The sequence below is a fragment of the Sinorhizobium sojae CCBAU 05684 genome (assembly GCF_002288525.1).
Lineage (GTDB): Bacteria > Pseudomonadota > Alphaproteobacteria > Rhizobiales > Rhizobiaceae > Sinorhizobium > Sinorhizobium sojae.
In genome coordinates this window covers 537,283-562,266 of record NZ_CP023068.1, presented here as the reverse complement: position 1 = coordinate 562,266, position 24,984 = coordinate 537,283, and the positions used below count along the sequence as shown (strand labels likewise).

Below are 24,984 nucleotides of genomic sequence, written 5' to 3'. Positions count from 1 at the left end.
GAACAAGCGCAACGACCTCCAAGAGAAACCGGCCGGACCCGCATTGCTGCGGGTCCGGCCGTTTCCATTGTCCCGAAACGTCACTCGGCGAAGAAGGCAAAGCGCACGATGAACAGCGCTGCAACGATCTGCGTCGCCGGGTGGATGACGGTCCAGCGGCCCGTGCACAGTTTCAGGATCACGTAGCTCACGAAGCCGAAGGCGAGGCCGTTGGCAATCGAGTAGGTGAAGGGCATGGCGAGCGCGGTCAGTGCAGCCGGCGCCGCCTCGGTCAGGTCGTCCCACTCGATTTCCGTCAGTTCGCGCATCATCAGCCCCGCAACGTAGAGCAGCGCCGGCGCGGTTGCGTAGGACGGGACGGCGGCGGCAAGCGGGGAGACGAAAAGGGCCGCGAGGAACAGCACCGAGATGGTGAGCGCGGTCAGCCCGGTGCGGCCGCCCGCCTGCACGCCGGAGGCGCTTTCGACATAGGCGGTGGTGCTGCTCGTGCCGATCATCGAACCGGCGATGATTGCCGAGCTGTCGGCAAGCAGCGCGCGGCCGAGGCGGCTGGGCTTACCTTCTTCCACCAGCTTCGCCCGCTTGGCAACGCCGATCAGCGTACCGGTGGCATCGAAGACTTCCACGAGTACGAAGACGAGGATCACATGGACGAGGCCGCCATGCAGCGCGCCCATGATGTCGAGCTGGAAGAACGTCGGTGCGATGCTCGGCGGTGCGGAAACGACGCCCTTGAATTCGGAGACGCCGAGAACCATCGACAGAACCGTCACCACCAGGATGCCGATCAGGATCGAACCGCGGACCCTCAGCGAGTCGAGCACCGCGATGACGAAGAAGCCAAGGATCGCCAGCAGCGGGCCGGTTTGCTTGAGGTCGCCGAGGCCGACCAGCGTCGCCGGATTGTCGACGACGATGCCCGCATTCTTGAGCGCGATAATGCCGAGGAAGAGGCCGATACCGGCCGCAATGGCGCTCCGCAGCGAAGGCGGAATGCCGGCGATCAGCCAACTGCGGACGCCCGTCACCGTCAAGAACAGGAAGATGATGCCCGAGATGAAAACGGCGCCAAGCGCCTGCTGCCAGGTGAAGCCGAGCGCGGCCACCACGGTGAAGGCGAAGAAGGCATTGAGCCCCATGCCCGGCGCCATGCCGATCGGCCAATTGGCGACGAGCGCCATCACGGCGGAACCCAAGGCCGCCGCAAGACAGGTCGCGACGAAGACCGCGTCGCGATCCATGCCGGTGGTCGACAGGATATCCGGGTTGACAAAGATGATGTACGACATCGTCAGGAATGTCGTGAGACCGGCCACCACTTCGGCGCGGATCGTGGTGTCATGCTCTTTCAGTTTGAAAAGTCGCTCGAACATTGTTCCTCCCTTGGATCACGACGATCATGGACGTGATCGTTCCTCACGGCAGGACACGGACTCCTGGAATCCGGCCGCCTCTCCTCGACCCGCTCCGGCAGTCGCGCCGCCGTGAGACAGGGGCCGGCAGCCGCTCCTCCGGCTCCGACCATTGTTGTTTCTGACCGATCGTCGGACGATCCATGCAAACGGCCACGGCGGCCCGCGGGCCGCGGCGCATGAGCGCTCTCGCCTCTCATTCGCAGCCCGGCAATTGTGCTTCGTCGCGCGAGCGACCGCTAGCCACCCATTTCCCAGCGGAAGACGAAACACTTTCAAAAATCCCGCGGCAGTCGGGACGCGGCACCCGCTCGGCGATGCCGAACGGGCGGGGCTCTGAAACCACCTTTGCTACTATTGCTTTCGGTCGAAGCCTACTTGTGCGCGCCGGCCGCTCGCGCCGAGAGGGCTTGCCTCAATCGCTGGCGGACGTCTTCGGGCTGGTCCACAAGAGCCGTTGCGACCGTCCGGAGTTCGCATCTCAGCCCGTAAAGCTGATCCAGCAGCGCCAGGATAATCGGCACGGCGTCATCATTGACGTTCATGTCGCTTCGCAGTTCACAGACCAGGCGAATTCGAGCGACGTCGACCTCGTCGAAAAGGGGGCCGCCTTCGCCCTGCGACGGCATGATCCAGCCGCGCTGCACCCATTGGCGCAATTGCCTGAGGGTGACGGCACCGAACACTTCGAGGACTTCCCTTTCGCGCAGCTTCATGAGGCCCTCCGTAGCGCGCCGCGCGGATCATAGGCATGCGTCCCGCGCCAGCCTTCCATGAATTTTTCGAGGTCAGGATCAACCTTCTCCGGCAGAACAACGTTCAGAACGACGCGCTGATCCCCCGCCGGGCCCTGTTGAGGCTTCACGCCCTTGCCCCTGAGACGAAGGACATTGCCGGTGTTCGAACCTTTTGGGACGGTCATTGATACGCGGCCGGAAATCGTCGGCACCTCGACCTTGGCGCCGAGCACTGCCTCATAGAGCGTGATCGGCAGGTCGATTTCGATGTCGTTGCCTTCGCGACGGAAAACCGGATGAGAACGGACGCTGACTTGGATCAGGGCGTCTCCGTTCTCGCCGCCGCCGATCCCGGGCGTGCCCTTCCCCTTGAGCCGTAGCGTGCTGGCATCGCGCGTGCCGGCGGGAATCGTAAGATCGAGCGTGTTTCCGTCGGGAAAGGTGATGCGGCGCCGGGCACCGTTGACGGCCTCAAGGAACTCGATCTCCAACTGATAGTAGAGGTCCTGGCCGCGCGCCTTGAACCGGCCGCCGCCCCTTCCCCGGCCGAAAAGGTCGGAAAAGATGTCCGACATATCCTCGAATTCGCCCGCTCCGGCCGAAGATGTATAGCGGCGTGCCTGGTCTGCATCGGCATAGTGCCTGTAGAAGTGCTGCTGCGGCCGCTCTGCCCCCGAGGCATCGATCTCGCCGCGATCGAAGCGGGCGCGCTGCTCGGGGTTGTTCAGCAGTTGGTAGGCCGCCGAAAGCGCTTTGAATTGGGCTTCCACCTCCTTGTCGCCCGGGTGCAAATCGGGATGCAATTGCTTCGCGCGCTGGCGATAGGCTTTGCGGATATCGTCCTGCGTGGCCGTGCGCGAAACACCAAGAACCTGATATGGATCGTCACTCACCGATTGCCCTCCATCGATTTCATCCGCGGATCCTCGCCTCCAGTCCTGCCATCCGTGGTCTTTCCAAGACCAAGGCGTGCGCGCCACAGCACTACGGCACCGAATGGAGGACCTGACCACTCACAGGCGGCGGATCCTGCCATAAGGACATGGTGTCATCGAGCGTCGATTTCAAAAAGGGAGTGATCAGGGAACAGCACGCCGGCCAAAGTCGTCAGCCGGTAGAACCTTGATTCGAGTGGCGCAGGCGGATCTCCGCGCCGCCGCTAGATCACGATGATTTTAGGTCGGATCGACCTAAAATCATAAACGTGATCGATTCTAGGAAATTAGCGCGGGATGCGGGCGGATAACCGCGCACAGTTTCCCGCGCTAGGCGGGTCGCAGAAGTGGCTCAGCCCTTTCTCTCGGCGGTTGCGACCGGTTCCGTCGTCAGTTTGAAATCCGCCATCTCCTCCACCGTGAGGTAGTAGAGCCGGTCCGGCGGCGTTTCGAGGGCATTGAACCAGAGTCCGGCGCCAATGCCCATCGCATCGAGGTGGCGGGCGACGCGGGCGGTGGTGGATTGCGCGGCCGACATGGCCTGTTCTGCCGTCGTTTGGTGTCCGCTGCCGTCAAACACCTGGTGCACCCCGACGACGGCATCCTTTTCGGCCATACGCCCAACGCCGCCGGCAAAGACGATTGGGCAGGAGGAGGCGCAGAGCGCTCTCGTCGCCACCTTGGTGTCGAGCTTCTTTTCGCGGATCAGGTTCGACATGGCGAGCGCGTCCTCCACCGACCCGCCCGGGGAATTGAGCGCCACCGTCCTCACATATTCACCGCGCGCCTCGATCTCCTCGGCGAAGCGCGCCGCTGCCCCGAGGTCGATGGTACCTTCGGCGAGCAATAGGCCACCGGATTTGAGTTCGAATTTCATCGGCTGGCGCAGCACTTCGCCGGAGGTCGCGGGTTGTACCGGCGGAGCGTTCGGCACGCCCTCGGTCAGAGCCGGGGGCAGGACCGGCTGATCCTGAAGAAGCGGGTCGGTGCCCGGAAATTCGGCATTCATGGCCGCGATTTCGCGCATATCGATCCAGAGGAATATCCCCGCCGCCGACAGCAGGGTGATGAAGGCGCCGCGCATCAGCGCACCGTCGTCGAGCCGCGCCAGCGCCTTGAAAGCCTCATCGATCCTCATGCGACCGATCCTTTGCACGCGCCCTCGCCTCCAGGCTGGTGATATTGTTGGGCTCTTCGCCCTCCGGAGGGACGCCAGTCTCCGATGGGCTCACCGCTTTTGCCGTCACGGCTCGCTGTACCTCAAGCGCTTTCAGGAGCTCGGCCGCCGTAATGCGATCGGCAAACGGCATCTTCTCCTCCTGCTTGCGGATGACGCCGTGCACCGTGGCCAGAATGAAGACCAGGACGCCCGGCAACAGATCGATGGAAATGGCACCGGCCCAGGCCGGGATGAAATCGGTCGCGTAGCGCAACACGGCTTCGGCGGAGGAGAGCGGCACGAAGCGGCGCTCCGCCACGGGTGCACGGGCGAGAATTTCGTCGGCCGCTTCGGAAAGAACCTTGGACTGCGCCGCGACCGACGACCGTACCGTCTCCATCACCGCGTCCTGGCGGTTGACAAGATCGGCATCGCCGCCATCGGCGACCGGCGCGATGAAGCCGAGGGAGAGGTCGTCCGCGGCGCGGCGGATCGAAGGCGCGATCGACGTCTGTCCCAGGGAGGCTATCACACCCGTGAGCGCCACCACTTCGGAGGAGAACTGGTCGGCACGCGGTGCCACGGCGCCTGGCGCCGAGACGAGCTTGCGCATAGTTTCGAGCCGCTTCTGCCCGTCATTGAACAGTTTCGTGACCTGTTCGCGGGAGGCATTGACGCCATTCTCCAGCTCCTTCATCTGCGCCGACATTTGCGACAGAAGCTGCACCACGCTCCCGGAACCTTGCGTCCCCGTCAGCGCTCCCGATTGCCGCTCCGAGACGGCGAGCTGGGCGAAGCGTTCGGACGCGCGCTGGATATCGGGAAGAAGGCTTTGGGCCGCGAGTGCATTCTGATGCGCCTGATCGAGGTCACCGCTATAGTCCTCTACCGTTTCCGCAAGATGCTGCTCGAGCGCGGCCGAACCGGCCAGTGCCGCCGCATTGAGCCAGCTCGACATGGCGATGATCATCGCCGCGCCCAACGCCATCACACCCAACATCGCCACCCGGCCCGCATGAGTGGTCACGTGCGGATAGAAGCGGGCCATATAGGACCAGAAGGCGTAGATGGCGACAGAGACCGAGGCCGAGTAGATCATCGCCGCGAAGAACACCGCGGTCGGCGAGCCGTCGAGAAGGCTGCGCACGCCGAGATAGGTGTAGACGCCCGAAGCGAGCGCCAGCACTGCGAGCGCAAAACGCGTCATGGTCTCGACGGCCGCGACGCCCTCGTGCAAACGTTGGGATGCTCCGAGCGTCATGAGCGAAATCTCCGCAAAGGAATGTATTCCTTAACAAAGAATGAAGAAGCGGGCGGAATAAAGGCCGTCACTGGCGCCAATCGGTGTAGCGCCTCCGGAGAGCCGGGTATGTGCTTCAAACGTTGAGATTGTGTGTGGCTAAAGGGAGGTCGCGAGGGCGTCTTGTCAGACGCGCAAAGTCACCGCACCACTTTGAATTGCTGCATATCTCCGAGCGCGGCCTAAGGAGATAGGCAGTAGCCCGGGTCTTCGCTCGCAAGCTCCGCAATGCGCTTGCGAAGGAACGCCTTCTCCGGTTCCTGACGGCAGAGATCGAGGGCGGCCTGGTAGCCGAGGCGCGCCTCGGGGAAACGCCCGAGTTGGCGAAGGAAATCTGCACGGGCCGCATAGGCGAGATGGTAGTTCCGCAGTTCGCCCCTGGACAAGATAGCCTCCAGGAGCTCAAGCCCCGTCGCCGGCCCCTTGCACATGGCTACGGCCACGGCGCGGTTGAGTTCGACGATGGGAGATGGGCAGGCAAGCAGAAGCAAATCGTAGCATGCGACGATGCGGCGCCAGTCGGTCTCTTCCGCATTCCGCGCCCGCGCATGTTCCGCGGCAATGGCCGCCTGCAGGGTGTAGTAGCCAACTATCCGGCCGCGAGATGCCGTATCGACCAGGGCAAGGCCTTCCCGGATCATTTCCAAATCCCAAAGAGAGCGGTCCTGGTCGGCAAGCAGGACGATCTCGCCGGACTTCCCCCGTCTTGCGGCCCGCCGTGACTCCTGCAACAACATGAGTGCCAGCAATCCCGAAACCTCGGCATCCGGAAGAAGGGCAAAGAGCGTTCGGGAAAGGCGAATGGCCTCGGCGGTCAAATCCGCTCTGATGAACTCTCCTCCGGAGGAGGCCGAGTAGCCCTCGTTGAATACCAGATAGACGACATGAAGGACGCGCTGAAGCCGGTCAGGCAATTCCGCCTCGTCGGGCACTTCGTAGGGGATCGCCGCCGAGCGGATGCGATTCTTCGCACGAACAATCCGCTGCGCGACCGTGGCGGCGGGCATCAGGAAAGCATGCGCAATCTCCTCGGTCGTCAGCCCGCATATTTCCCTCAACCCCATGGCGATCTGTGCGTCCGCTGGAATGACGGGGTGGCAGCAGGCGAATATCAGGCGCAGCATATCGTCCTCGATCACCTCAAAGTTGCCGGCTTCCACGTCGGCCGCCGGATAAAGACTATCCTCGACATCCTTCGCTCGCGCCTCGAAACGCGCCTTTCGCCTCAGATGATCGATGGCCCGGAACCGCCCCGTCGAGACCAGCCAGGCAGACGGGTTTGAGGGAACGCCATCTCGGGGCCAGCTTCGCGCCGCCTGGAGGAATGCATCATGCAGCGCCTCCTCGGCCCGATCGAAATCACCGAGCAGGCGGATCAAAGTTGCAAGCACCTTTCGGGATTGCGAGCGGTAGATCTCGTCGATCAGGTTCTGCACGAAACACCTTCCCCGTTGTCAATCTTCCTCACTGATAGAGTAAGTCGGACGCACCTCCAGAGCGGCGAACCTCGCGAGAGGCGAACGGCTGGCTATGTGGAGAGCTTCCTCCATACTCTCCGCCTTGAAGAGAATGATGCCGCCAAGGAATTCCTTGATCTCTGCGAAGGGCCCGTCGGTGATCGAGATCTTGCCATCGCGCGTGCGCACTGTCTTTGCGGTTGCCGGCGCCCGCAGAGCCTGAGCAAGGATCAGGTGTCCGCGATCGACGAGCCCATCGTCGTAGGCCCTGCAGTCCATCGTGAGCTTTTGCTGCTCCTCCTCGGAGAGGTCCTCAATTGCCGAAGTTTCGAACCATATCTGGCAAAGATAGTTCATCACCCTCTCCTTACGAACGGCTGCCGAAATCATGGATCGGCCGCACCTCGATGCTGCCGAGCTTGGCGAGCGGGATGCCCGCGGCAATGCGGATAGCCTCGTTCAGATCCTTCGCCTCGACAAGGATGAAACCGGCGATCTGCTCCTTGCTTTCGGCGAACGGGCCGTCGGTCACCGAGATCTCGGCTTGACGCACCCGAACCACGACCGAGTTCGCCGGCGGCTGCAGCGCTTCGGCCGCAACCATATGACCGCGCCTGGCGAGGTCCTGATCGTATTGCAGGGAGTTTCTGTCGAGTTCATCCTGCTCCTCCTTGGACAAGGCCTCGAAAGTCCCCTCTTTGCACCAGACCAGACAAAGATATTTCATGATGCGTTCCTCCTGTGGTCGACAACCTATTGACGATCAACCTAGGCAGGATTCGACAAAGCCCAAGGATTTTCTCTTCAGTCTGGCGAGCGCATGTCGAAATGCGATGGCGGCGTTCGACCATTGGCCGTCAATCCCATTAGAAGGAGCGCCGGCCATGAACATCCTTGACGTCGCACTTGCAATTCAGATCCGTTTGCCAGGCGAAGGGCCAAACGAAATCGGCAATATGGAGGCGCGCCGCGTCTTCCTGCGACTATGCGCCTTCGCGCCGATCCTGGCGACGATGGTTGGCGTGCTTGAACTCGCCGCACCGGAAGCGCCTCCTGTTGACGCCGCGCTGCGGCCCTGACGGGTGTGGAGCAGCGCGTCCGGCCGAGCCCGATCTCCCTTTAGATCCTATTGAAAGCTCCTCGTGGCGGTTCGTCCGGTGTCTTGTCTGCGCCGGCGTCCCGCACGGCGCCTGGCTATCGGGACGCGGGCGCGCTCTATCCCGCCTGTGGCGCGCTGCTCTCGCCGGTCTTCGCCGCCGCCGCCATGGCGCTTTCGAGAGACTTCGTCGTCGGGAACGCCCTGCGGCTCAAGCGCTTCAAGGCGCACGCGTGATGGCACGACTCTATCCGGGAATATGGAATCCGGTTGGCAATGGGCCTATATCTTGGTTCAGGAATCGAAAGGTGAACGCATGAATATCGGCGATGCCGCACGCGCTTCAGGCGTTTCGGCAAAAATGATCCGCTACTATGAAACGATCGGCCTCATTCCGCCTGCGAGCCGCAGCGGTTCCGGCTATCGCTACTACGGCGACAACGACGTCCATAGGCTGCGCTTCATTCGCCGGGCACGCGATCTCGGCTTCACCGTCGAGCAGATGGCTGATCTCCTGGCCCTGTGGGGCGACCGGTCACGCGCCAGCGCCGAGGTCAAGAAGATTGCACTCGGTCAGGTGGCGATCCTGGAGCGCAAGGCGGAAGAACTGAAGGCGATGAGCCGCACGCTCAAGCATCTGGCCGCGCATTGCCATGGCGACGCCCGGCCGGATTGCCCGATCCTCGACGATCTCTCGGGCGGCGGCGGCAAGCCGGAAACGTTAGCCGAGCCGACCCGTTTCGGACGCGCCGGGATCGATCCCCTGCAGGGTGCGCAACGATCGCGCCCGCATAGTGGGATCGAAGCGGAAAGGAGCGACCGATGACCATGCCCCGTCGGAAAGTCCTTGCCAGCTATGCCTGCGGGCTCGCTCGGCATGGGTGACGACCCCGAAGCCAGCTACGAAGTCTAGGCAATCCCACAGCAGGCGGGGAAAGCGCCGACGATCTTTCATAGCGTGCACCCACGTAGCTGAAGCGCGTTTACCGGCGTGCATGCAACGCACTTTCGCTGAGTGCATTCGCGCTATCTTGCGACGAAGAGCAGATCGAAGCCCCTGAGTTCGCGCCGAACGAGCGATTTTCGGAGCGCCGCCCAGATTGCGGACGGATTTTCCAGCCGGAAGCCGCGGAAGCTCCGGACGAGGCGGAACGTCGCCGCCACGGTGCGAAGCACCCGCAGCACGGCGGGACCGGACAGCGAAGCAGCAAGGATCTGAGGGTGCACGGCAAGGAGCACACCCGCGGTCCTCTTCCGATCGATCGCGCGAAACTGATCAAACGCCTTGTACTCGTATCCCTCGATGTCGACCTTGAAGCAAAGCCGCTCGGTCTTCGCCATTGCCTGAAGGTCGGGGATGGTCACGGTCTTGACGGTAATCGCCATGCCCGTTTCGTCGGCGATGAGCGCGGAGGTCTCCGAACTGCCAAAGCCGCCGCCCACGGAGTGGAGCACCAAGGCCTCGTCCTCGGAAAGCGCGGCATTGATGAGCTCCACCTGGCCGGCATTGCCCTCTCTCATCTGCGTCAGAACATCGAAGCAGACCGGGTCCGGCTCGACGGCAATGACGTTGTGCGCAATCTGCGCAGCCCAATAAGGGGTAACGCCGATCCAGCCGCCGATATCGATGAACGTGGTACGGTCATCGACGAGGCGTTCGATGTTGCGGAAGGTGCCGGGCTCCCATTCTCCGGCCTGAAGCCGAGCGAAGAAGCGCTTCTTTTCCGGTTTCTCGGGGAAGTATACGGTTTTCTGGAAATAGGATATGGCGCGCATGGCGCTTCTCTAGCGCATCGGCCAGAAAATCGGAACCAAGCTCACGACAAAATCATCGCGCCGCCGCTACGACCGCGCCATCGCGCAAAATGCGAAAATCTCAAGCTTCGACGCGCTGGGCGCGGCTGCGGGCCTCTGTCAGTTCGGATGTCGTCTGGCTAAGGCGATCGGCAAGAACGCGCATGATTTCCACGGCCATCTCCGGGAAATCGGCCAGCAGCTTGAGGAAATCGTCCTTGCGTATTCGTAAGGCCTCAAGCGGCGTCGTTGTCGTGATCGTAGCGGTGCGCGGCGTATTACAGAGAATGGCGATCTCGCCGATGATCGAATTCTCTTCCACCTCGGCGACCTTCAACGGCCCGGTCGGCGTCGAGACCAGCACGTCGGCTTTGCCTGACAGGATGACATAGGCCGCATCGCCGATGTCGCCCTGATTAAACAGGCTCTCTCCCGCGCCATAGAGCACTCGGTCGGAGGTGAACGCCAGCAGCTTGAGTTTCGCTGGTGGCAGACCGGCAAAAAGCGTAATCCGGCGCAGCATTTCCACTTCGTCTTTTAGGAGCATATCAGTTCGCTTTTCTCCCCATCTGTCACGGCCGCAAACACGTCCCTTCCCGATCCTTCGGGAAATATGCCTGCCTCCTCGCACAAATACTACATCAAGATGCCAATTCCTTGTAGTCGCTGTCTTTTGAAGGCGTTTCGGCAGCTTCTTCGTGCATCAGGCGTCCATTCTCGAAATGCGCAACGCGATCGAAGAGTTCCGAGAGGGCCGGATTGGAGATGACCCAAACGATCGCCGGATTGCGATCCTCATCCCTTAGGAATGCAAAGACATTCCGCGTGATCTGGTCCTGGGTACGCTGATCGAGGGCGAGCAGCGGCTGATTGAAAATATAGAAATCCGAGTTGCGCATGAGCGTGCGCGCCAGATTGAGTTTCTGCCGCTGACTTGCCGTCAAACGCTTGCCGCCCGCCCCGACGTCGAAATCGAGGCCGAAGGCCAGCACCTTGTCGTAGAGCCCAAGCGATTCGAAGAGATCGCGCACGATCGCGCGAATTCTGTCCGATCCGTCCGTATGCTTGTGGCCGATGCGGCCGAAGAGCACGTTGTCGATGATGCTGGCCGAAGCCATGTAACGGTTCGGCTCGTAATGCTCGATGATACCGGCGAGGTCTGCGGGCAGCCCTTCGCTGAACTCGCGCCGCGCCTCGACGATCTTCTTCATCAGGTCGTCCGTCAAGAGACCGAAGCGGTGCCGCGTCTCGATATAGCCGAAACACAGACGGATGATCCGGATTGCGTCGTCTTCCGAGACCTCCGCGAGTGGTCGCCCTCTCAGCTTCTGCAGGAGCGCTTCGTAAACGGGGATTTCCTCGCTTGTCATGAAGGTGAGCTGCTGGAAGAATGGGTGATCCGGAGGCAGGTCGCGGAACAGTTCGACGACGTTTTCGGCAATCTCGAGCCCCATTTGATAGAAGGTCTCGTGCAGACCCGCGCGCTTCAGCACCGTCTTGAAGAACGGGTGGCTCTCCAGTGCCCGCTCCCACCGCGCCCGATCCGTCACCGTGCCAAAAAGCAGGTTCTCGCCGACGGTCGCTTCGATATTGTAGGAGCCGGGCTCGAAGAACACGACGAGATCGCTGAGCTTTTCCGCTTCCAGACGTCGGCGCAGCGCACCGCGCATTTCGACGATCTCGCCCGCGAAGTCCGGATGTTCGGCCGGATCCATCGTCGAGCGGATAGCAAGCGCCAAGACGTCATTTGTCAGGAGCACAACGTCGAGAACCGCCCTCACCTTGGCAAAGAGATCCTCCGGACCGCTCGCATCCGCGGCAGCGTAGTCGATCCAATCGCTGTTGATGTCGTGCGACGGATTGCCGGCAAGCTTTGCTTCCAGCAACTCCCAGCGGCGATGGGCAGCCCTGTCACCCTCATAGAGGACCTCGGTCAGCGGCGCGTGCTTGAGCCCGTAAAGCAGATTGTCGCCGAGGCTGCCCTGGAAGGTGTAGACCTCGGAAGAAGCATAGGATATCCGCCGCCCGATGACTGCTTCCGGTACTTCGCGGATATCGTTGTCACCGACGACGATCCTGCCGCTTGTAGGCCATGTCAGCCGCCCGAAGGCCTCGGCCAGTGCCTCGCCGCCACCGCCGGTGCCGCCGGTGATCGCAACCGTCTCCCCCGGCCGGATCTGGAGCGATACGTGCTCGACGAGCTTCGCCCCGCCCTCATCGGCGAGCGAAAGATTGACCGCCGCAAGCGCGCCGCTCAGCGGAGGAGCCGGCACCACAGAGACCTCCTGCACCTTCGGATCGATCAGCGGTTCGACGCTGAACTGCTCCACGACCTGAGCGTATTTCACCTGAACGTCCTGGCGCGCCTGATCCCAGTCGATCAGTTCTTTCAACGGACCTGGCAGATCCTTGTAGGCGCCTATGACCGCAACGAGCTGGCCGATATCGAGCCGCCCCTGCAGGGCTAAGTAGCCGCCGATCGAGTAGAAGAGAAACGGCGTCACCTGGGCGAGGAAGTTGTTGAGAAACTTCACCAGGAACTTCCACTGGTAAAGGTCGTAGCGAATCTTGAAGATGTGCCCGAGGCGCGCGGCGATGTCGGCCCTTTCGTAGTTCGTCGTGTCATGACCGCGGATGGTGTGGATGCCGTCGACTATTTCGCTGACCCGGCCCGAGAGCTGCCGCGCCGTCAGCTGGCGTTCGCGGCCGAGGACCAGCAGCCGCTTGCGCATGCGCGGAATGATGATCGCCTGCAGGGCGACGACGAACGCGGCAATGAAGCCGAGCCAGAGATTCTGGAGCAGGATAAAGATCAGCGCCGTCAGCGCCTGCCCCCCGAGAAGCGCCGGCTGCACGAAGGCGTCGCCCGTGAAGCCGCCCATGGGCTCGACCTCGTCCTTGACCATGGTGGCGATCTCAGCAGGCTTTACCCGCTTCAAATGGTTGGGCGGGAAACGAAGGACGCGATCGATCAGTTCGAAACGGATGCGCCTGAGGAGTCGTTCGCCAAGCCGGCCCTTGTAGGTGTTGATGTAGAATTTGAAGAGCCCGTTGACGATCACGAGAAAGAGGAAGACGAGGCTGAGCGCCAGCAGCGTGCCTTGCCGGCCAAGCTCGAAGCCCGAAAACAGATCGACATGACCGAAAATCGGCAAGTCGAAGGAAATCTGCATGAAGCGCTGGGTAGCCCCAGGCGTTTCGAAGCCCTCACCCTGAATCGGCCCGTTGACGATCTGCTTCGGCAGGTCGAAGGACAGGAAGTAGGGTATCATCGACAACGCCACGACCAGCAGGATCCAAAGCTGCTGCTTGCGGGTATGGCTCCAGATGTAACGGGAAAGACGTGTTTCCATGGGTCGGCAATGAAACCTGAACTAAAGTATGGGATTGCACGGCCGCCTCGATGGCAGACGCTCGCCGCACATGGTTTCTCTACACCTAATCTTCAATGGCTTCCCTTCAACGAACCGCGAGCGCTCGCCATGAGAGCAGCGGCGAACCCCAGGTAAAGAATTTGGCGAGCCGAGCAAAACCACCTCGTGTGGCAGGGCCGCGACCATCATCTTCGCACCGGGGACCTGCAACGCGGGCGGGTCTCCCCCTCGCGCGCCGCTTGCGCTTGCTACAGGGTGAGCTTACAACAGCCGCATGACGCATGCCAGCCACTCCCCCCGTCCCGACACAGATTGGCACGAGAATGCCTACGACCTAGTGCGGGGACTGGCCGCCTATTCCGGTAGTGTGCTGGTGGACGGCCTCGCCAGGGTGATCGCAAAACACCCGGAGGCCAATATCGCCAATGCCTTCAACTATAAGCAGGTCGGCTGCAAGCTCTGGGCGCGCGACAAGCTCTTCGAAAGCGCCGGCCCCAGCTATCGCAAGGTGGCGGTACTCGGCGGCTGGTACGGCGTTCTGCCGGCCATGCTCCTCGAAGACCCGCGCTTCAATATCGGAGCTACCGTAAGCTACGACATCGATCCGGCGGTGGAAGAGGTAGCGCGCACGCTCGGTTCCGGATTCGGCGAGAGGTTTCGCGCGGTCACCGCCGATATGTACACCCTCGATTATCGAAACGTCGCAGCCGATCTGATCGTCAACACGAGTTGCGAACACATTGCAGACCTCCCCGGCTGGCTTGGCTTCTTGCCCTCCGGAACGCGCGTCCTCTTGCAGTCAAACGACTATTTCAGCGAGCCAACGCACATCAACTGCGTTTCCTCGCTCGACCAATTCCGCGCGCAAGCCGGACTCGCGCGCACCGATTTCGCGGGCGCTCTGCCGATGAAGAAATACACGCGCTTCATGCTGATCGGAACGATCTGACGGCTTCTTCTCGGGACAGCCGATCCGCAAGGATCATGGCCGTCTGCGCCGCGCCGTTCAAGTCGAGCGGCGGCATGGCCGGTTTTGGCCGAGCAAGCATTGCTTCGACGCGAAGCGCGAGCTCCTGGGGCGTGATACCCTCTTCCGGCAGGACGGTCGCCAGCCCAAGCTTCTCAAGCCGGTCCGCCCGTGTGCTCTGTTCGGTTTCCCCGCCGGCCACGAAGGGAATGAGCAAGGAAGCGCAACCGGCGCGAAGGACATCGCAGACGGTGTTATAACCGGCCTGCGAAACCGAAAGGCGGGCGCCGGCAAGCAGACTTGCAAAGTCCTGACGGAAGCGAAAGAGACCGGCGCCCGCGGGCGCCGATGCACTGAGCGCATCGAAATCCGACGGCGGCAGGTTGGGCCCGGTCACCAGACACCAGCGAAGCGCGTCCGGTAGCAACCGCGCCGCCGCAAGCGAGGCGCCGATCAATTCCTTGCCGACCGCACCGCCGCCGGCGGAGACCACGACATCGAATTTTTCGTTCGGCTGCTCCGGCGGCGGCGGTGCGACGAGGCCCGTATAAACGACCTTGCCCTCAATCTCGCCCGCGAGCGGGAAAGTCTCCTGAAGCCGCGCGAAGGCCGGATCGCCATGGACGAGCACAAGGTCGAAATGCTCACGGACGAGCGCCACCGTCTCCTCCGCCCGCCCCGGCTTCAGCCGCTCCTGCAGGATGTCGCGCAGGGAAGTCGCGACGAGGGGACGCCGTTCCATGGCTGCAATGGCGTCGAGCAGCGGCAGCAGTTCGAATCGCATCTGCCGGCGCCCGAACGGGAAAGCTTCTATAATGACCACGTCCGGGTCGGAACGCCGCAGCGCATCGATAAGCAGGTCCTTGCGACGCTCAAGGAATGCGGGCGTCACCGGATCGCCGGCCGCGTCGCTGAGACCCGAAAAGCCGCGATCGCCCGCCGCCACCGCCGGCAAGGCAATCGTCTTTATTCCCTCTCCGGGAAAGCCCGGCACGGGCAAGCCGCCCATCACCATCGTCACGTCGAAGTCCCTTTCGACAAGGGCCTTGGCAATGCGGCTCGCTCGCGCGAGGTGGCCTATTCCGAGCAGGTGCTGGACATAGAAGAAGACACGCCGTTTGTTCAAGGAACCTTCCTCCATTCGTCGTGGAAGAGCCCGATCAATTGGCGAACGCTCGACTGATGATCGAACTCGGTGCGCACCCGCCTTTCCGCGGCCGCCCCAAGGCGCTGCCTGAGTTCGGGGTCGCGGATCAGGCGCTCGAGCGCCGCGGCAAGAGCGCGTGGGTCTTCCGGCGGCACCACAAGCCCGTTCTCCCCATCCTCGAGCAGTTCCGGGACGCCTGAGACGGCCGTCGAGACGCAGGCGAGCCGCTGGCTCGACGCCTCGACCAGCACATTCGGCAGACCGTCGCGGTCGCCATCCGCCGCAATCCGGCAGGCGAGCGCGAAGATGTCGCTGTCGCGGTAGCGCGCAAGGACGTCCTTCTGGTCGAGCGCGCCGTTCCAGCGGACCCGATCGGCAAGGCCAAGCTCGTCGGCAAGTGCGCGAAGCTCCTGCGTCAAATCACCGGCACCGATATGGTCGAATCGCCAATTGAGATCCGGCAGCAGCGACAGCGCCCGCAAAAGAACATCGAACCCCTTCTTTGCAACCGCCCGCCCGACGCTAACGATCCGAACCGGGTCCCCCGGATCCGCCCCGTCGCGGCTCGAATGGCTGCCCCCGAAGACCGGGAAGCGGTCGAGATCGAGGCCGTGATAGCTCAGATGCACCCGTGATTTCGCATCCGTAAGGCCTTTGAGATGCTCGAAGCCAGTTCTGGTGCAGGTCACCGTCCAGCGGGCGCTTCCGAGTTTCTCGGAAAGCTCCCAATCGGAAGACGTCCAGATGTCCTTCGCGTGCGCCGAGCAGGTCCAGGGAACGCCGGCCATGAGGCTCGCATAGGCTGTGACCGATGCCGGTGTGTGGATGAAATGCGCATGCAGCCAGCCCGCGTCTCCCGGCCACTCCGAAAAAAGCACCAGCGCCTGCCCGAAGCGGCGAAAACGGTTACGCGTCCTGTCACGCAGGAGATCGCGAAGGAAAGGCCCGAGCGCACGCCAGAAGCCGGCCTTCGGCACCGACCTGAGAAGCGCACGCAGCACGCGTCGGGGCTCATCGTGCAAATATTCCGGCAGATAGTGGACGGCGGCGCGTATCTCGTCGTGGATAGGGTGGCGCTTCAGGTCGGTCGGACGGCGAAGCGCGATGAGCACGAGCTCGTGGCCCGCCCTTTCGAGACCAAGCAGTTCCTGCGCGATAAATGTCTCCGAAAGGCGCGGATAGCCTTTCAGGACGACGGCGATCTTTCTATTTGAGGACACGGGGATCAGCTTGTCTGCTTTACGATGCTCAAGTGCTGTTTCGATCGGTGATCGAGCCATTCTCCGACGATGTCGGAAATGTGCAGAAGCCCCTCGAGCCTCAGCCCATGGGCGCTACGGGAAGGCGGTGCGCGGTACGGCAGGGCCTTGATGGCGGCGGCGAAGCGCATCGGGTCCTCGGACTCCTGCGGCAGTAACATATCGACGAGGCCGAGGGCGGAGGCGCGCTGCGCCCGGATCAGCTGCTCCTCACGTGGTACCAGCCGCGGCACGATCAGCGCGGGCTTGTCGAAGGAAAGGATCTCGCAATAGGTGTTGTATCCGCCCATCGACACGACGCCCTTGGCGCCGGCGACCAGTTCCTCCATGCGGTTGTCGAACTCGATCATCCTGATGAAGGGTATGCTGCTGCCCTTGCGGATCAGCTTGTTGCGCTTCTTGGCCGGCATGTAGGGTCCGAGGACGACAAGCGCATTATAGGTTAGTTCCGGATCCTGCTGATAGGCGTGGATGACATCGTGGATCAGATCGGCGCCGTCGCCGCCTCCGCCGGTCGTGACAAGGATGTAATCCCCCTCCGGCCTGTGGCTCGGCATATTGTCGCGCGGAACGCCCCTTTGCAGGAAACCGACAAAGTTCATCCGGTCGCGAACGGTCGCGGGCACATCCAGTCCCACCAGCGGATCATAGAAATCGGGCGGGCCATAGACCCAGATGGCATCGTAGAACTGCTCGATCTTGCGCATCGTGTCGCGGCGTTTCCACTCGACCTCGAGCAGGTGCGGCGCGTCCATGACGTCGCGCAGACCAAGGACCAGCCGGGTTCCGTGCGCCTTCAGATATGTCAAGGTGTCCTCAACCTCGCCGCGCAGGCCCATCGGCTCCTTGTCGACGATGAAGATGTCCGGCTTGAAGGACTCCGCTGTCGAACGAATGATCGACTGGCGCATCTTCAGCGTCTCGTGCAACTCGATGTGCCGGTCGAGCGAGGTGTATTCGCCGTTTCGAAGCTTGATTACGCTCGGAATCTTCACGAAGTCGACGCGGGCGCGGTAGTCGAACGCGCCGGCAATCGTCGCGCCGGAAATGATGAGAATCTGCAGACCGCTATAGTCCTCGACCAGCGCATGCGCAATCGCACGGCAGCGCCGGAGGTGACCGAGGCCGAAGGTGTCATGGCTGTACATGAGGATCCGGGCATCTTCGAAACGCCGTGTCATGCCAGAACCTTTCTCTTCTTGAGACCGCGGCCCGCTGTAACGCGAGGCGCCCGGAGAGGTGATACCGAAGCTATTTGTAGGGATCGGCGGCGTCGCGCAACCCGTCTCCCAGGAAGTTGAACGCCAATATCACAAGAATAACAGGTATGGTCGGCAACAGCAGCCATGGGTAAAAGGCAATGACGCTGACACTCTTTGCCTCCGTCAGCAGGATGCCCCAACTCGTAATCGGCGGCCGGAGGCCGAGACCAAGGAAGCTCAGTGCGGTTTCGCCGAGGATCATGCCGGGGATCGAAATGGTGGCCGTGGCGATCAAGTGCGACATGAAGCCGGGCACGAGATGGCGCCCGATGATGCGGCCGCTTCTCGCTCCCATCAATTGCGCGGCAAGAACATAGTCCTCTTCCCTCAAGGCAAGCAGCTTCGAACGAACGGCGCGCGCAAGCCCGGTCCAGTCGAGCAGCCCGAGAATCACGGTGATGCCGAGATAGATCAGGATCGGGCTCCAGGTCGCCGGCATGATCGCCGCAAGCGCCAGCCAGAGGGGAATGCTCGGTATCGACTGCAGGACCTCGATCAACCGCTGGACGAGGAGGTCGAAGACCCCGCCATGATACCCGGCCAGTCCGCCGATGATGATGCCCAGAACGAAGCTGACGGTGATGCCGAGGAGGCCGATCGTGAGCGAAATCCGCGCGCCATAAATGATGCGCGACAGCACGTCGCGACCAAGCCTGTCCGTGCCGAGGAGGAAAAGCTGGCCGCCTTCTGCCGGACAGAAGAGATGCACGTTGCTTTCGAAGAGACCCCAGAAGCGATAACTATCGCCGCGACAGAAAAACCGGATCGGCTCCACGTCCGCAGGGTTTTCCGCATAATTCCGCTTCAGCGTATCCATGTCGAGCGTCATGGTCCGGCCATAGACGAAGGGTCCCACGAATGCGCCGTTATGGAAGAGATGAATCCGCTGCGGCGGCGCATAGATGAAATCGACGTTTCGCGTATGCAGATTGTAGGGCGCCAGGAACTCTGAGACGAGGATCATTCCGTAGAGCACCGCAAGAAAGATGCCTGACGCAAGCGCCAGCCTGTGGCGTTTGAATTTCCACCACATCAGGCGCAACTGCGACGCCTGGTTGACGCGGACTTGCTCCTCCGTCATCTCCTCGACCGAATAGGGATCGAACGGAGCGGTCGAAACGTAGTGCGGCAGGGGCTCGCCGGGCGCCGGAATGGGGGACGTCACTTGGTGCTCCTGCCTTGCAGACGAATTCTCGGATCGAGGACGGCCAATGCCAGATCGGAAATCAGCACGCCGATGACGGTGAGGAAGGCGAGAAACATCAGGAACGACCCAGCCAGATACATGTCCTGACTCTGCAGCGCCTTGATCAGCATCGGGCCGGTCGTCTCGAGCGAGAGCACAATCGCCGTAATTTCCGCGCCGGAGATGATGGCCGGCAGGATAGAGCCGATGTCGGAGATGAAGAAGTTAAGCGCCATGCGCAGCGGATATTTGAGCAGCGTCTTCGTCGGCGAAAGCCCCTTGGCTCTTGCGGTCACGACATATTGCTTCTGAAGCTCATCGAGCAGGTTGGCGCGCAAGCGTCGGATCATGCCGGCTGTGCCTGCCGCGCCGATGATGACAACCGGGATCCAGATGTGTTCGAGGATCGATTTCGCTTTCTCCCAGCTCATCGGTTCCGAGAGATATTTCTGATCCATGAGATGGCCGATCGACGTGCCGAACCAGATGTTGGCGAAATACATGAGAATCAGCGCCAGCATGAAATTCGGGACTGCGATGCCGATGAGCCCGATCAGCGACAGGCCGTAATCGCCCCAGCTATATTGATGCGTCGCGGCATAGATCCCGATCGGAAATGCGATGACCCAGGTAAACGCGATGGTAAGGAAGGAGACGAGTATCGTCAGCCACAGCCGGTCGCCGACGACATCGCTCACCGGCAACTGGTATTCGAAGGAATAGCCGAAGTCGCCCTGCAGCATGCCACCGACCCAGTAAACGTAGCGCAGCACTGCCGGCTGGTCGAAGCCGTATTCTCTGCGTAGCGCCTCGATCTGCTCCATGTCGACGCCCTCGCCCTGGGCGCGCAGTTCGGCAATGTAGCTTTCGAAATAGTCCCCCGGCGGTAGCTCGATAATGGCGAAGACGAGCGCGGAAATAACGATGAGAGTGGGGACCATGACAGCGATACGCCAGAAGATGTAGCGAAGCATGTCAGTTGCCCCCTTCCAGCCAGAACGTATCGGTCTTGTAGACGCCGAAGTAGCTCGTCGGATCGAAGCCGTAGAGCCCCTCATCCGGGAAGTTGCGCAGTTTTTCCGTGATAAGGATCGGCTGTAGCGAGGCGTTGACCAGTCCTATCGAGAAGACCTGGTCCGTGTAGATGGACAACATCTCCTTCCATATCTCTTCCCGCTCGGCAGCGTCCGAGGAAAGCCTCCAGCGCTTGAGAAGCTTGAGGAGCTCGACCACCGACGGCATATCGGGCGTCTCGCCCATCTCGCCGTGCGACATGTAGTTGAGTCCCCAGACCGGCCATTGCAACTGGTCATCCGCGGTCGGCGCGAGCTGGCCGGGATTCATGTCCGCGGTCGGCACGCCGTTGTCGATGCCAAACCACATCGACATGATGATCTCGCCGCCAATGGCGCGGCTGCGGAACGTATCGCGTTGCGAGGTGCGGATAAAGAGCGATATGCCGACCTTCTGCCAATAGTCGGCGATAAGCTGGAGGACATCCGTATCGAGCGTGCTTTCGCCGGGCGTCTCCACGACGATCTGCGCCCTGCGCCCGTCGGGCAGGAGTCGGATGCCGTCGCTGTCGCGCTCGACGAGACCGGCCTCGTCAAGCAGCGCATTCGCGCGGTCCGGGTCGTGAGCGATCCAGGCATTGGCGAATTCGGGTTCGAAGAGCGGGCTCTCCGGAAGGACAGTGTCGGCACTCTCCTTTGTCAGGCCGTAGAACATCGCCTTGTTGATTTCGCGCCTGTCGATCGCCAGCGACAGGGCCCGGCGGACTCGAACGTCCCTCAGCAACGCCCGCCAGACCGGATCCGCGCTGTTGAGATTCGGAAGCAGCGCCAGGCGCGAGCCCTGGGTCTTCTTCCAAAGCTTGACCTTCACCGGATAGCGCTTCTCTGCATCCTTGAGGAAGGTGTAGTCGACAAAGTCGATGCCGGCCGCCTGGAGGTCACTCTCACCCGTTCCGGCTTTTGCCGGAATGAGCGCGGACGAGCTGACATTGAGCACGAACCTGTCGATATAGGGCAATTGCAAACCGTTTTCGTCGACCCGATGGAAATAAGGATTGCGTTCGAAGACGAACTGGTCGGCCGGAAGCGGCGTGGTATTGCGCCAGGGGTCGAGTGTCGGCAGATCCGGATTTTCCGGCCGATAGGAACGCGCCATGCGCATATGGAGCTGGCTCCACTTCCTCAGGCGCTCCTCCTCGAGGATCGCCTTCAGCTTTTCCTCGTCCTGGTACTTCTTGTGGAACTGCTTGAGGTAGGCTGAGGGCATGGCAATGACCAGAGGCTGCGGCGCGGCGAGCTTCTGGAGGAAATCCGGGTTGGGCACCGACCAGCTATAACGCAGGGTGCGCCCGTCGAGGACTTCGAACTTCCCCGCCTCCCCGTCGATGACCAAGGCTGTCGGCAGACCCGCAGGCGCCAGATCCTCGTTGAGCAGCACATCTTCCCAGCAATAGCGGAAGTCCTCGGCGGTGAGCGGCGTGCCGTCCGACCACTTGTGGCCTTCGCGTAGGCGGAAGGTGAAGATGCGGTCCTCTTCCGACTCGTAGCTTTCGAGTACATCGGGATGGAGGTTGAGATTTTGATCGTAACCAACCAGCCGGGTATAGCCGTAGATCGTCATCAGGCGAATATCCTTCACGCTACCGATCAGCATGCGGATTCTGCCGCCATGGCGGCCGGGTTCCCGTCCCATCGCAGCGACGTTGATGACCCGGGGCGTCTTCGGCAGGCGTTCACTCAGCGGCGGCACCTTGCCTTCGGCGACGAGCGGCGCCAGAGCGTCGAGCTCGCGTGTGGCGCCGAGCAGCGTCCTCGGCAACGCGGCCGTTGCGAGCATGCCGAGCGCGGTTCTTCGCGTGATCACGGTCTTAACTCCCTTGCATTCGCCGATTTCCGGGCGAGCACGAAATGACCGCCGCCGAGATCGGCGGGAAAGAGCGCATCCGACTCGCCACCGTCGAGGAATTGTGCGCCCCATTGCCGCTGATCCGATCCGCCACTCGCCTGGAGCGACTCGAAGTCGAGCCTGCGATCGAGGTCCGGATAGGGCACCGCCGCCAGCAGCGATTTCGTATAGGGGTGGACGGGATTGCGCATCAGCACCTCGCGGGGCGCCAGTTCCACGATCCGGCCGGCGCACATGACGGCAATGCGGTCCGCCATGTAGTCGACCACGGCAAGGTTGTGCGAGATGAAGAGCATCGTCAAGCCGAGCTCCTTCTGCAGATCCTTCAGGAGATTGAGGATCTGGGCCTGCACCGAGACGTCAAGTGCCGAAACGGGCTCGTCACAGATCAGAAGCTGCGGCAGGAGAGCCAGTGCCCGGGCGATGCCGATGCGCTGCCTTTGACCGCCGGAGAAGCTGTGCGGGTAGCGATTGATGAAACGCTGATCGAGGCCAACCGCGTGCAGCAGGGAGCGTACGGTTTCGACCCGCGACTGCGGCGTACCGCGCCCGTGAATTTCGAGCGGCTCGCTCAGGATGTTCTTGATCGTCATGCGCGGCGAAAGCGACGACACGGGGTCCTGGAAAACCATCTGGATCTTCGTGCGCAGCGCCTTGAGGTCCGCTCCTTCAAGCTTCAGGACATCCACCGGCCCGTCACCGTTATCGAAAGTGACGGTGCCGCCGTCGGGCGTCACCGCTCGCATCAGAATCTTGCTGACCGTCGTCTTGCCGCAACCGCTTTCGCCGACAAGACCCAGACATTCGCCGCGGCGGATATCGAAGCTGACATCGTCGACCGCCCGGTGACGTGACCCGTCGTCGCCACCCAACCAGCCGGAACTGCGCCTCGTGAACGTCTTCGAGAGATTGCGCACCGACACGAGGACGTCCGGGCCGCCGGATCTTTTCGGCTGCTGGCTTCCAATTAGCGCTCCCGCCTTGACCGGCACTTCGCGAAGCGCCTTCAGGCGTTCGCCGGGTTTCATGTCGAAATGCGGCACGGCGGCCATCAGCCCCTTGAGATAGGGATGCTGCGGATTGCGGAAGATCGCGTCGACCGGACCGGCCTCGACGATTTCCCCGTGATAGATGACCACGACCTCGTCGGCCATATTGGCGACGACGCCGAGATCATGCGTGATCAGGAGCATCGCCATGTTCATCTTGGCCTGGAGTTCTCGCAGGAGCTGGAGGATCTGCGCCTGCACGGTGACGTCGAGAGCGGTCGTCGGCTCATCGGCAATCAGCAGCGCCGGGCGACAGATCAGCGCCATCGCGATCATCGCGCGCTGCCGCATGCCGCCCGATAGCTCGAAGGGGTACATGTCATAGGCGCGCTTCGGGTCGGCAAATCCGACATATCCCAGAAGCTCTTCGGTCCGTTGCCGCCGCTCGGCCGTGTCCCGATCCGTATGAATCTTCAGCACTTCGGAGATTTGGTTTCCGATCGTGTGAAGCGGCGACAGCGACGTCATCGGCTCCTGAAAGATCTTGCTGATGCGCGCACCGCGGATCTCGTGGATCTCGCGTCCATGGGGCTCCAGCGACAGAAGGTCGACAGGTTCTTCGCCCGCTTGCGGGTCATTGAACAAGACCCGCCCGCTGACCTCCGCCACGCTCGGCAGGATGCCCATGATCGCCTGGCTGATGGCCGACTTTCCCGAGCCGGACTCTCCGACAAGCGCGGTCACCTTGCCCGGCAATATCCTGAAGTTTGTTCCCCGGACGGCCTGCACTTCGCCGCCAAGCACCGAGAATGTGATCCGCAGACCCTCAACCCGCAGCAGGTCCGCTCCCAAGCTCATTTGCGACACACTTCCTTCGTACCCCTCCTTGCATAGTTCGACCTGGAATTATGCAAGCAACCCCAAAGCGTTACAGCGACGCTCGCGGACCGTGCGGCCGCCTCGCGAAAACAGTAGCCCAGCTTCAAAAGGCTGTCCAGCAGACCGGCAAACGGGTAAGTTCGCCTAAAAGGGGCAAGCGCCGTTCGTCAACACGTCGGCACAAATCGGAGAACGACGGAAATCGTCGTAGTAGAGCGTCCAGTCGGTGGTATCGGCAGCGCGATAGGGACCGAACTTGAAATACTGGTTTTCGCCGAGACCCTTGTCCGCATGGCCGATATGGCCTTTCACCGTCACGATCGGCTTACCATTGGCATACAGCTCAATATGGCCGGTGCCGTCGGGGCCAGGCTTGGTATAGACAGCGAAATCGATCCAGCCGGAATCGGGATTGGGCAGCGGATTGCCATGGTTGGTGACCGTCACGGCTGTCGTGCAGGAATTGAAGAGGCTGCCGTCTTCCGGCTTCCAGTTACCGTCGGTCGCAACCAGAATGCGCATCTGATTAACGTCGGGGCGGAGCCACACGGGTGTCTCGCCGGCGCCGCAGCGTGCGGGCACATTGTCGGGCCCGGTCGACGCAGGCGGCAGGTAATTGGTCTCGACAGTTGCGAAGAGCTTGCCGAGATCCATGCGCAGCGCCAGGAAGGGGCTGAAATCGCCGTCCGCACCGGGCTCGATCTCGCGTTTCCACTGCGCGATGAGATAGCGGTGATCGCCGCTCGGGATGGGATTGTCGAACTTTACCGCGAAGCCATACCACACGCCCTCGTCGTAAGGCACGCGCAGCTCCGTCTTTTCCCAGATTTCCGCCCGTTCGCTGCACCCGTCGTTCAGGCTAGGGCAGTGGGGCACGACGCTGAGCTTCAGACCGCCAGTACCGGTTCGCTTAACCAGGCTTTGGAACTCGAGCGAGCCGGCACTCTGTTCGAAGTTCTTACGGTAGTAGAGGCCGCCCTCCGGAGCGAAGTCCTTGCCCTCGAAACCGTCGACGAGCTTGCGCTCCGCCGGCGGCTGCGGCTCCGACGATTGGGCGCCCGCAACCCCGGGCAGAATGAAAATGGCAGCCAGCAAAGCGACCCGCAGCATCG

General features: G+C 62.0%; 22 protein-coding genes and 2 pseudogenes. 5 read left to right on the top strand and 19 right to left on the bottom strand.

The genetic code is table 11. The annotated features are described in order from the left end of the window. Positions 1–80: 80 nt before the first annotated feature. From SJ05684_RS20275 to SJ05684_RS20240, 8 genes are all read right to left on the bottom strand, one after another. Positions 81–1,373, bottom strand: coding sequence for an NCS2 family permease (locus tag SJ05684_RS20275; RefSeq protein ID WP_034855521.1), 1,293 nt, complete (start codon positions 1,371–1,373; stop codon positions 81–83). A gap of 413 nt (positions 1,374–1,786) precedes the next feature. Further along, on the bottom strand, positions 1,787–2,128 hold the full coding sequence (locus tag SJ05684_RS20270; RefSeq protein WP_034855516.1) for a chaperone modulator CbpM: 342 nt from the start codon (positions 2,126–2,128) through the stop codon (positions 1,787–1,789). Then, positions 2,125–3,042, bottom strand: coding sequence for a DnaJ C-terminal domain-containing protein (locus SJ05684_RS20265; protein ID WP_034855515.1), 918 nt, complete (start codon positions 3,040–3,042; stop codon positions 2,125–2,127). Before SJ05684_RS20265 ends, SJ05684_RS20270 begins: the two co-directional genes overlap by 4 nt. Positions 3,043–3,436: 394 nt before the next feature. Further along, positions 3,437–4,222, bottom strand: a complete 786-nt coding sequence (locus SJ05684_RS20260; protein WP_034855514.1) for a COG3904 family protein — start codon at positions 4,220–4,222, stop codon at positions 3,437–3,439. Then, on the bottom strand, positions 4,209–5,504 hold the full coding sequence (locus SJ05684_RS20255) for a hypothetical protein (RefSeq protein ID WP_034855513.1): 1,296 nt from the start codon (positions 5,502–5,504) through the stop codon (positions 4,209–4,211). Before SJ05684_RS20255 ends, SJ05684_RS20260 begins: the two co-directional genes overlap by 14 nt. 221 nt (positions 5,505–5,725) lie before the next feature. Continuing rightward, a complete protein-coding gene (locus SJ05684_RS20250) occupies positions 5,726–6,979 on the bottom strand; it encodes an RNA polymerase sigma factor (RefSeq protein WP_034855512.1) in 1,254 nt (417 codons plus the stop codon). Between the two features lie 18 nt (positions 6,980–6,997). Continuing rightward, on the bottom strand, positions 6,998–7,357 hold the full coding sequence (locus SJ05684_RS20245) for a YciI family protein (RefSeq protein ID WP_034855511.1): 360 nt from the start codon (positions 7,355–7,357) through the stop codon (positions 6,998–7,000). A gap of 10 nt (positions 7,358–7,367) precedes the next feature. Next, the gene (locus SJ05684_RS20240; RefSeq protein ID WP_034855509.1) at positions 7,368–7,727 is read right to left on the bottom strand and encodes a YciI family protein; all 360 of its coding nucleotides are present in this window, start codon (positions 7,725–7,727) and stop codon (positions 7,368–7,370) included. A 157-nt stretch (positions 7,728–7,884) separates the two neighbouring features. On the opposite strand from SJ05684_RS20240, the gene SJ05684_RS20235 reads away from it, so the two are divergent. The 4 genes and pseudogenes from SJ05684_RS20235 to SJ05684_RS31045 all read left to right on the top strand — a co-directional run. Beyond that, positions 7,885–8,079 carry a hypothetical protein gene (locus tag SJ05684_RS20235; protein WP_034855507.1) on the top strand — a complete coding sequence of 65 codons (195 nt, stop codon included), beginning with the start codon at positions 7,885–7,887 and terminating at the stop codon, positions 8,077–8,079. 125 nt (positions 8,080–8,204) lie between these two features. Beyond that, a pseudogene (locus tag SJ05684_RS29740) lies at positions 8,205–8,333 on the top strand (hypothetical protein); the annotation flags it as partial. A gap of 79 nt (positions 8,334–8,412) precedes the next feature. Next, on the top strand, positions 8,413–8,922 hold the full coding sequence (gene cueR / locus SJ05684_RS20230) for a Cu(I)-responsive transcriptional regulator (RefSeq protein ID WP_034855690.1): 510 nt from the start codon (positions 8,413–8,415) through the stop codon (positions 8,920–8,922). 12 nt (positions 8,923–8,934) lie between these two features. Next, positions 8,935–9,006 (top strand): annotated as a pseudogene (locus tag SJ05684_RS31045) (DUF411 domain-containing protein); the annotation flags it as partial. A gap of 116 nt (positions 9,007–9,122) precedes the next feature. On the opposite strand, the gene SJ05684_RS20220 reads toward SJ05684_RS31045, so the two are convergent. The 3 genes from SJ05684_RS20220 to SJ05684_RS20210 all read right to left on the bottom strand — a co-directional run bounded on the left by SJ05684_RS20220 (position 9,123) and on the right by SJ05684_RS20210 (position 13,243). After that, a complete protein-coding gene (locus SJ05684_RS20220) occupies positions 9,123–9,872 on the bottom strand; it encodes an FkbM family methyltransferase (RefSeq protein ID WP_034855504.1) in 750 nt (249 codons plus the stop codon). 100 nt (positions 9,873–9,972) lie between these two features. Next, positions 9,973–10,437, bottom strand: a complete 465-nt coding sequence (locus SJ05684_RS20215; protein WP_034855494.1) for a Crp/Fnr family transcriptional regulator — start codon at positions 10,435–10,437, stop codon at positions 9,973–9,975. A 94-nt stretch (positions 10,438–10,531) separates the two neighbouring features. Further along, on the bottom strand, positions 10,532–13,243 hold the full coding sequence (locus SJ05684_RS20210) for an ABC transporter transmembrane domain-containing protein (RefSeq protein WP_034855492.1): 2,712 nt from the start codon (positions 13,241–13,243) through the stop codon (positions 10,532–10,534). Positions 13,244–13,538: 295 nt separating this feature from the next. Here SJ05684_RS20210 and SJ05684_RS20205 point away from each other — a divergent pair, with 295 nt between their 5' ends. Continuing rightward, positions 13,539–14,213, top strand: coding sequence for a class I SAM-dependent methyltransferase (locus tag SJ05684_RS20205; protein WP_034855491.1), 675 nt, complete (start codon positions 13,539–13,541; stop codon positions 14,211–14,213). Here SJ05684_RS20205 and SJ05684_RS20200 read toward each other — a convergent pair. The 8 genes from SJ05684_RS20200 to SJ05684_RS20165 form a co-directional block, all read right to left on the bottom strand. Further along, positions 14,191–15,372 carry a glycosyltransferase family protein gene (locus SJ05684_RS20200; protein WP_034855489.1) on the bottom strand — a complete coding sequence of 394 codons (1,182 nt, stop codon included), beginning with the start codon at positions 15,370–15,372 and terminating at the stop codon, positions 14,191–14,193. The two genes, SJ05684_RS20205 and SJ05684_RS20200, sit on opposite strands and share 23 nt — an antisense overlap. Beyond that, entirely contained in the window at positions 15,354–16,598 is a 1,245-nt protein-coding gene (locus SJ05684_RS20195) for a glycosyltransferase family 4 protein (RefSeq protein WP_095694330.1), read from the bottom strand. The genes SJ05684_RS20200 and SJ05684_RS20195 overlap by 19 nt, the downstream gene beginning before the upstream one ends. Before the next feature lie 5 nt (positions 16,599–16,603). Further along, positions 16,604–17,818 (bottom strand): glycosyltransferase family protein, encoded by a 1,215-nt coding sequence (locus tag SJ05684_RS20190; protein WP_034855482.1) that lies wholly within the window; start codon positions 17,816–17,818, stop codon positions 16,604–16,606. A 70-nt stretch (positions 17,819–17,888) separates the two neighbouring features. Next, entirely contained in the window at positions 17,889–19,064 is a 1,176-nt protein-coding gene (locus tag SJ05684_RS20185; RefSeq protein ID WP_034855480.1) for an ABC transporter permease, read from the bottom strand. Continuing rightward, on the bottom strand, positions 19,061–20,059 hold the full coding sequence (locus SJ05684_RS20180) for an ABC transporter permease (RefSeq protein WP_034855479.1): 999 nt from the start codon (positions 20,057–20,059) through the stop codon (positions 19,061–19,063). The genes SJ05684_RS20185 and SJ05684_RS20180 overlap by 4 nt, the downstream gene beginning before the upstream one ends. A gap of 1 nt (position 20,060) precedes the next feature. Continuing rightward, the gene (locus SJ05684_RS20175; protein ID WP_034855477.1) at positions 20,061–21,962 is read right to left on the bottom strand and encodes an ABC transporter substrate-binding protein; all 1,902 of its coding nucleotides are present in this window, start codon (positions 21,960–21,962) and stop codon (positions 20,061–20,063) included. Beyond that, entirely contained in the window at positions 21,959–23,851 is a 1,893-nt protein-coding gene (locus SJ05684_RS20170) for an ABC transporter ATP-binding protein (protein ID WP_034855475.1), read from the bottom strand. Before SJ05684_RS20170 ends, SJ05684_RS20175 begins: the two co-directional genes overlap by 4 nt. A gap of 165 nt (positions 23,852–24,016) precedes the next feature. Next, positions 24,017–24,982 carry a polysaccharide lyase family 20 protein gene (locus SJ05684_RS20165; protein ID WP_034855474.1) on the bottom strand — a complete coding sequence of 322 codons (966 nt, stop codon included), beginning with the start codon at positions 24,980–24,982 and terminating at the stop codon, positions 24,017–24,019. Positions 24,983–24,984: the final 2 nt, after the last annotated feature.

Coding starts and splice junctions, on each gene's coding strand:
- SJ05684_RS20275 (WP_034855521.1), bottom strand. CDS start 1,373: ATGTTCGAGCGACTTTTCAAACTGAAAGAGCATGACACCACGATCCGC.
- SJ05684_RS20270 (WP_034855516.1), bottom strand. CDS start 2,128: ATGAAGCTGCGCGAAAGGGAAGTCCTCGAAGTGTTCGGTGCCGTCACC.
- SJ05684_RS20260 (WP_034855514.1), bottom strand. CDS start 4,222: ATGAGGATCGATGAGGCTTTCAAGGCGCTGGCGCGGCTCGACGACGGT.
- SJ05684_RS20255 (WP_034855513.1), bottom strand. CDS start 5,504: ATGACGCTCGGAGCATCCCAACGTTTGCACGAGGGCGTCGCGGCCGTC.
- SJ05684_RS20245 (WP_034855511.1), bottom strand. CDS start 7,357: ATGAACTATCTTTGCCAGATATGGTTCGAAACTTCGGCAATTGAGGAC.
- SJ05684_RS20240 (WP_034855509.1), bottom strand. CDS start 7,727: ATGAAATATCTTTGTCTGGTCTGGTGCAAAGAGGGGACTTTCGAGGCC.
- SJ05684_RS20235 (WP_034855507.1), top strand. CDS start 7,885: ATGAACATCCTTGACGTCGCACTTGCAATTCAGATCCGTTTGCCAGGC.
- cueR (WP_034855690.1), top strand. CDS start 8,413: ATGAATATCGGCGATGCCGCACGCGCTTCAGGCGTTTCGGCAAAAATG.
- SJ05684_RS20220 (WP_034855504.1), bottom strand. CDS start 9,872: ATGCGCGCCATATCCTATTTCCAGAAAACCGTATACTTCCCCGAGAAA.
- SJ05684_RS20215 (WP_034855494.1), bottom strand. CDS start 10,437: ATGCTCCTAAAAGACGAAGTGGAAATGCTGCGCCGGATTACGCTTTTT.
- SJ05684_RS20210 (WP_034855492.1), bottom strand. CDS start 13,243: ATGGAAACACGTCTTTCCCGTTACATCTGGAGCCATACCCGCAAGCAG.
- SJ05684_RS20205 (WP_034855491.1), top strand. CDS start 13,539: ATGACGCATGCCAGCCACTCCCCCCGTCCCGACACAGATTGGCACGAG.
- SJ05684_RS20200 (WP_034855489.1), bottom strand. CDS start 15,372: ATGGAGGAAGGTTCCTTGAACAAACGGCGTGTCTTCTTCTATGTCCAG.
- SJ05684_RS20190 (WP_034855482.1), bottom strand. CDS start 17,818: ATGACACGGCGTTTCGAAGATGCCCGGATCCTCATGTACAGCCATGAC.
- SJ05684_RS20180 (WP_034855479.1), bottom strand. CDS start 20,059: ATGCTTCGCTACATCTTCTGGCGTATCGCTGTCATGGTCCCCACTCTC.
- SJ05684_RS20170 (WP_034855475.1), bottom strand. CDS start 23,851: ATGAGCTTGGGAGCGGACCTGCTGCGGGTTGAGGGTCTGCGGATCACA.
- SJ05684_RS20165 (WP_034855474.1), bottom strand. CDS start 24,982: ATGCTGCGGGTCGCTTTGCTGGCTGCCATTTTCATTCTGCCCGGGGTT.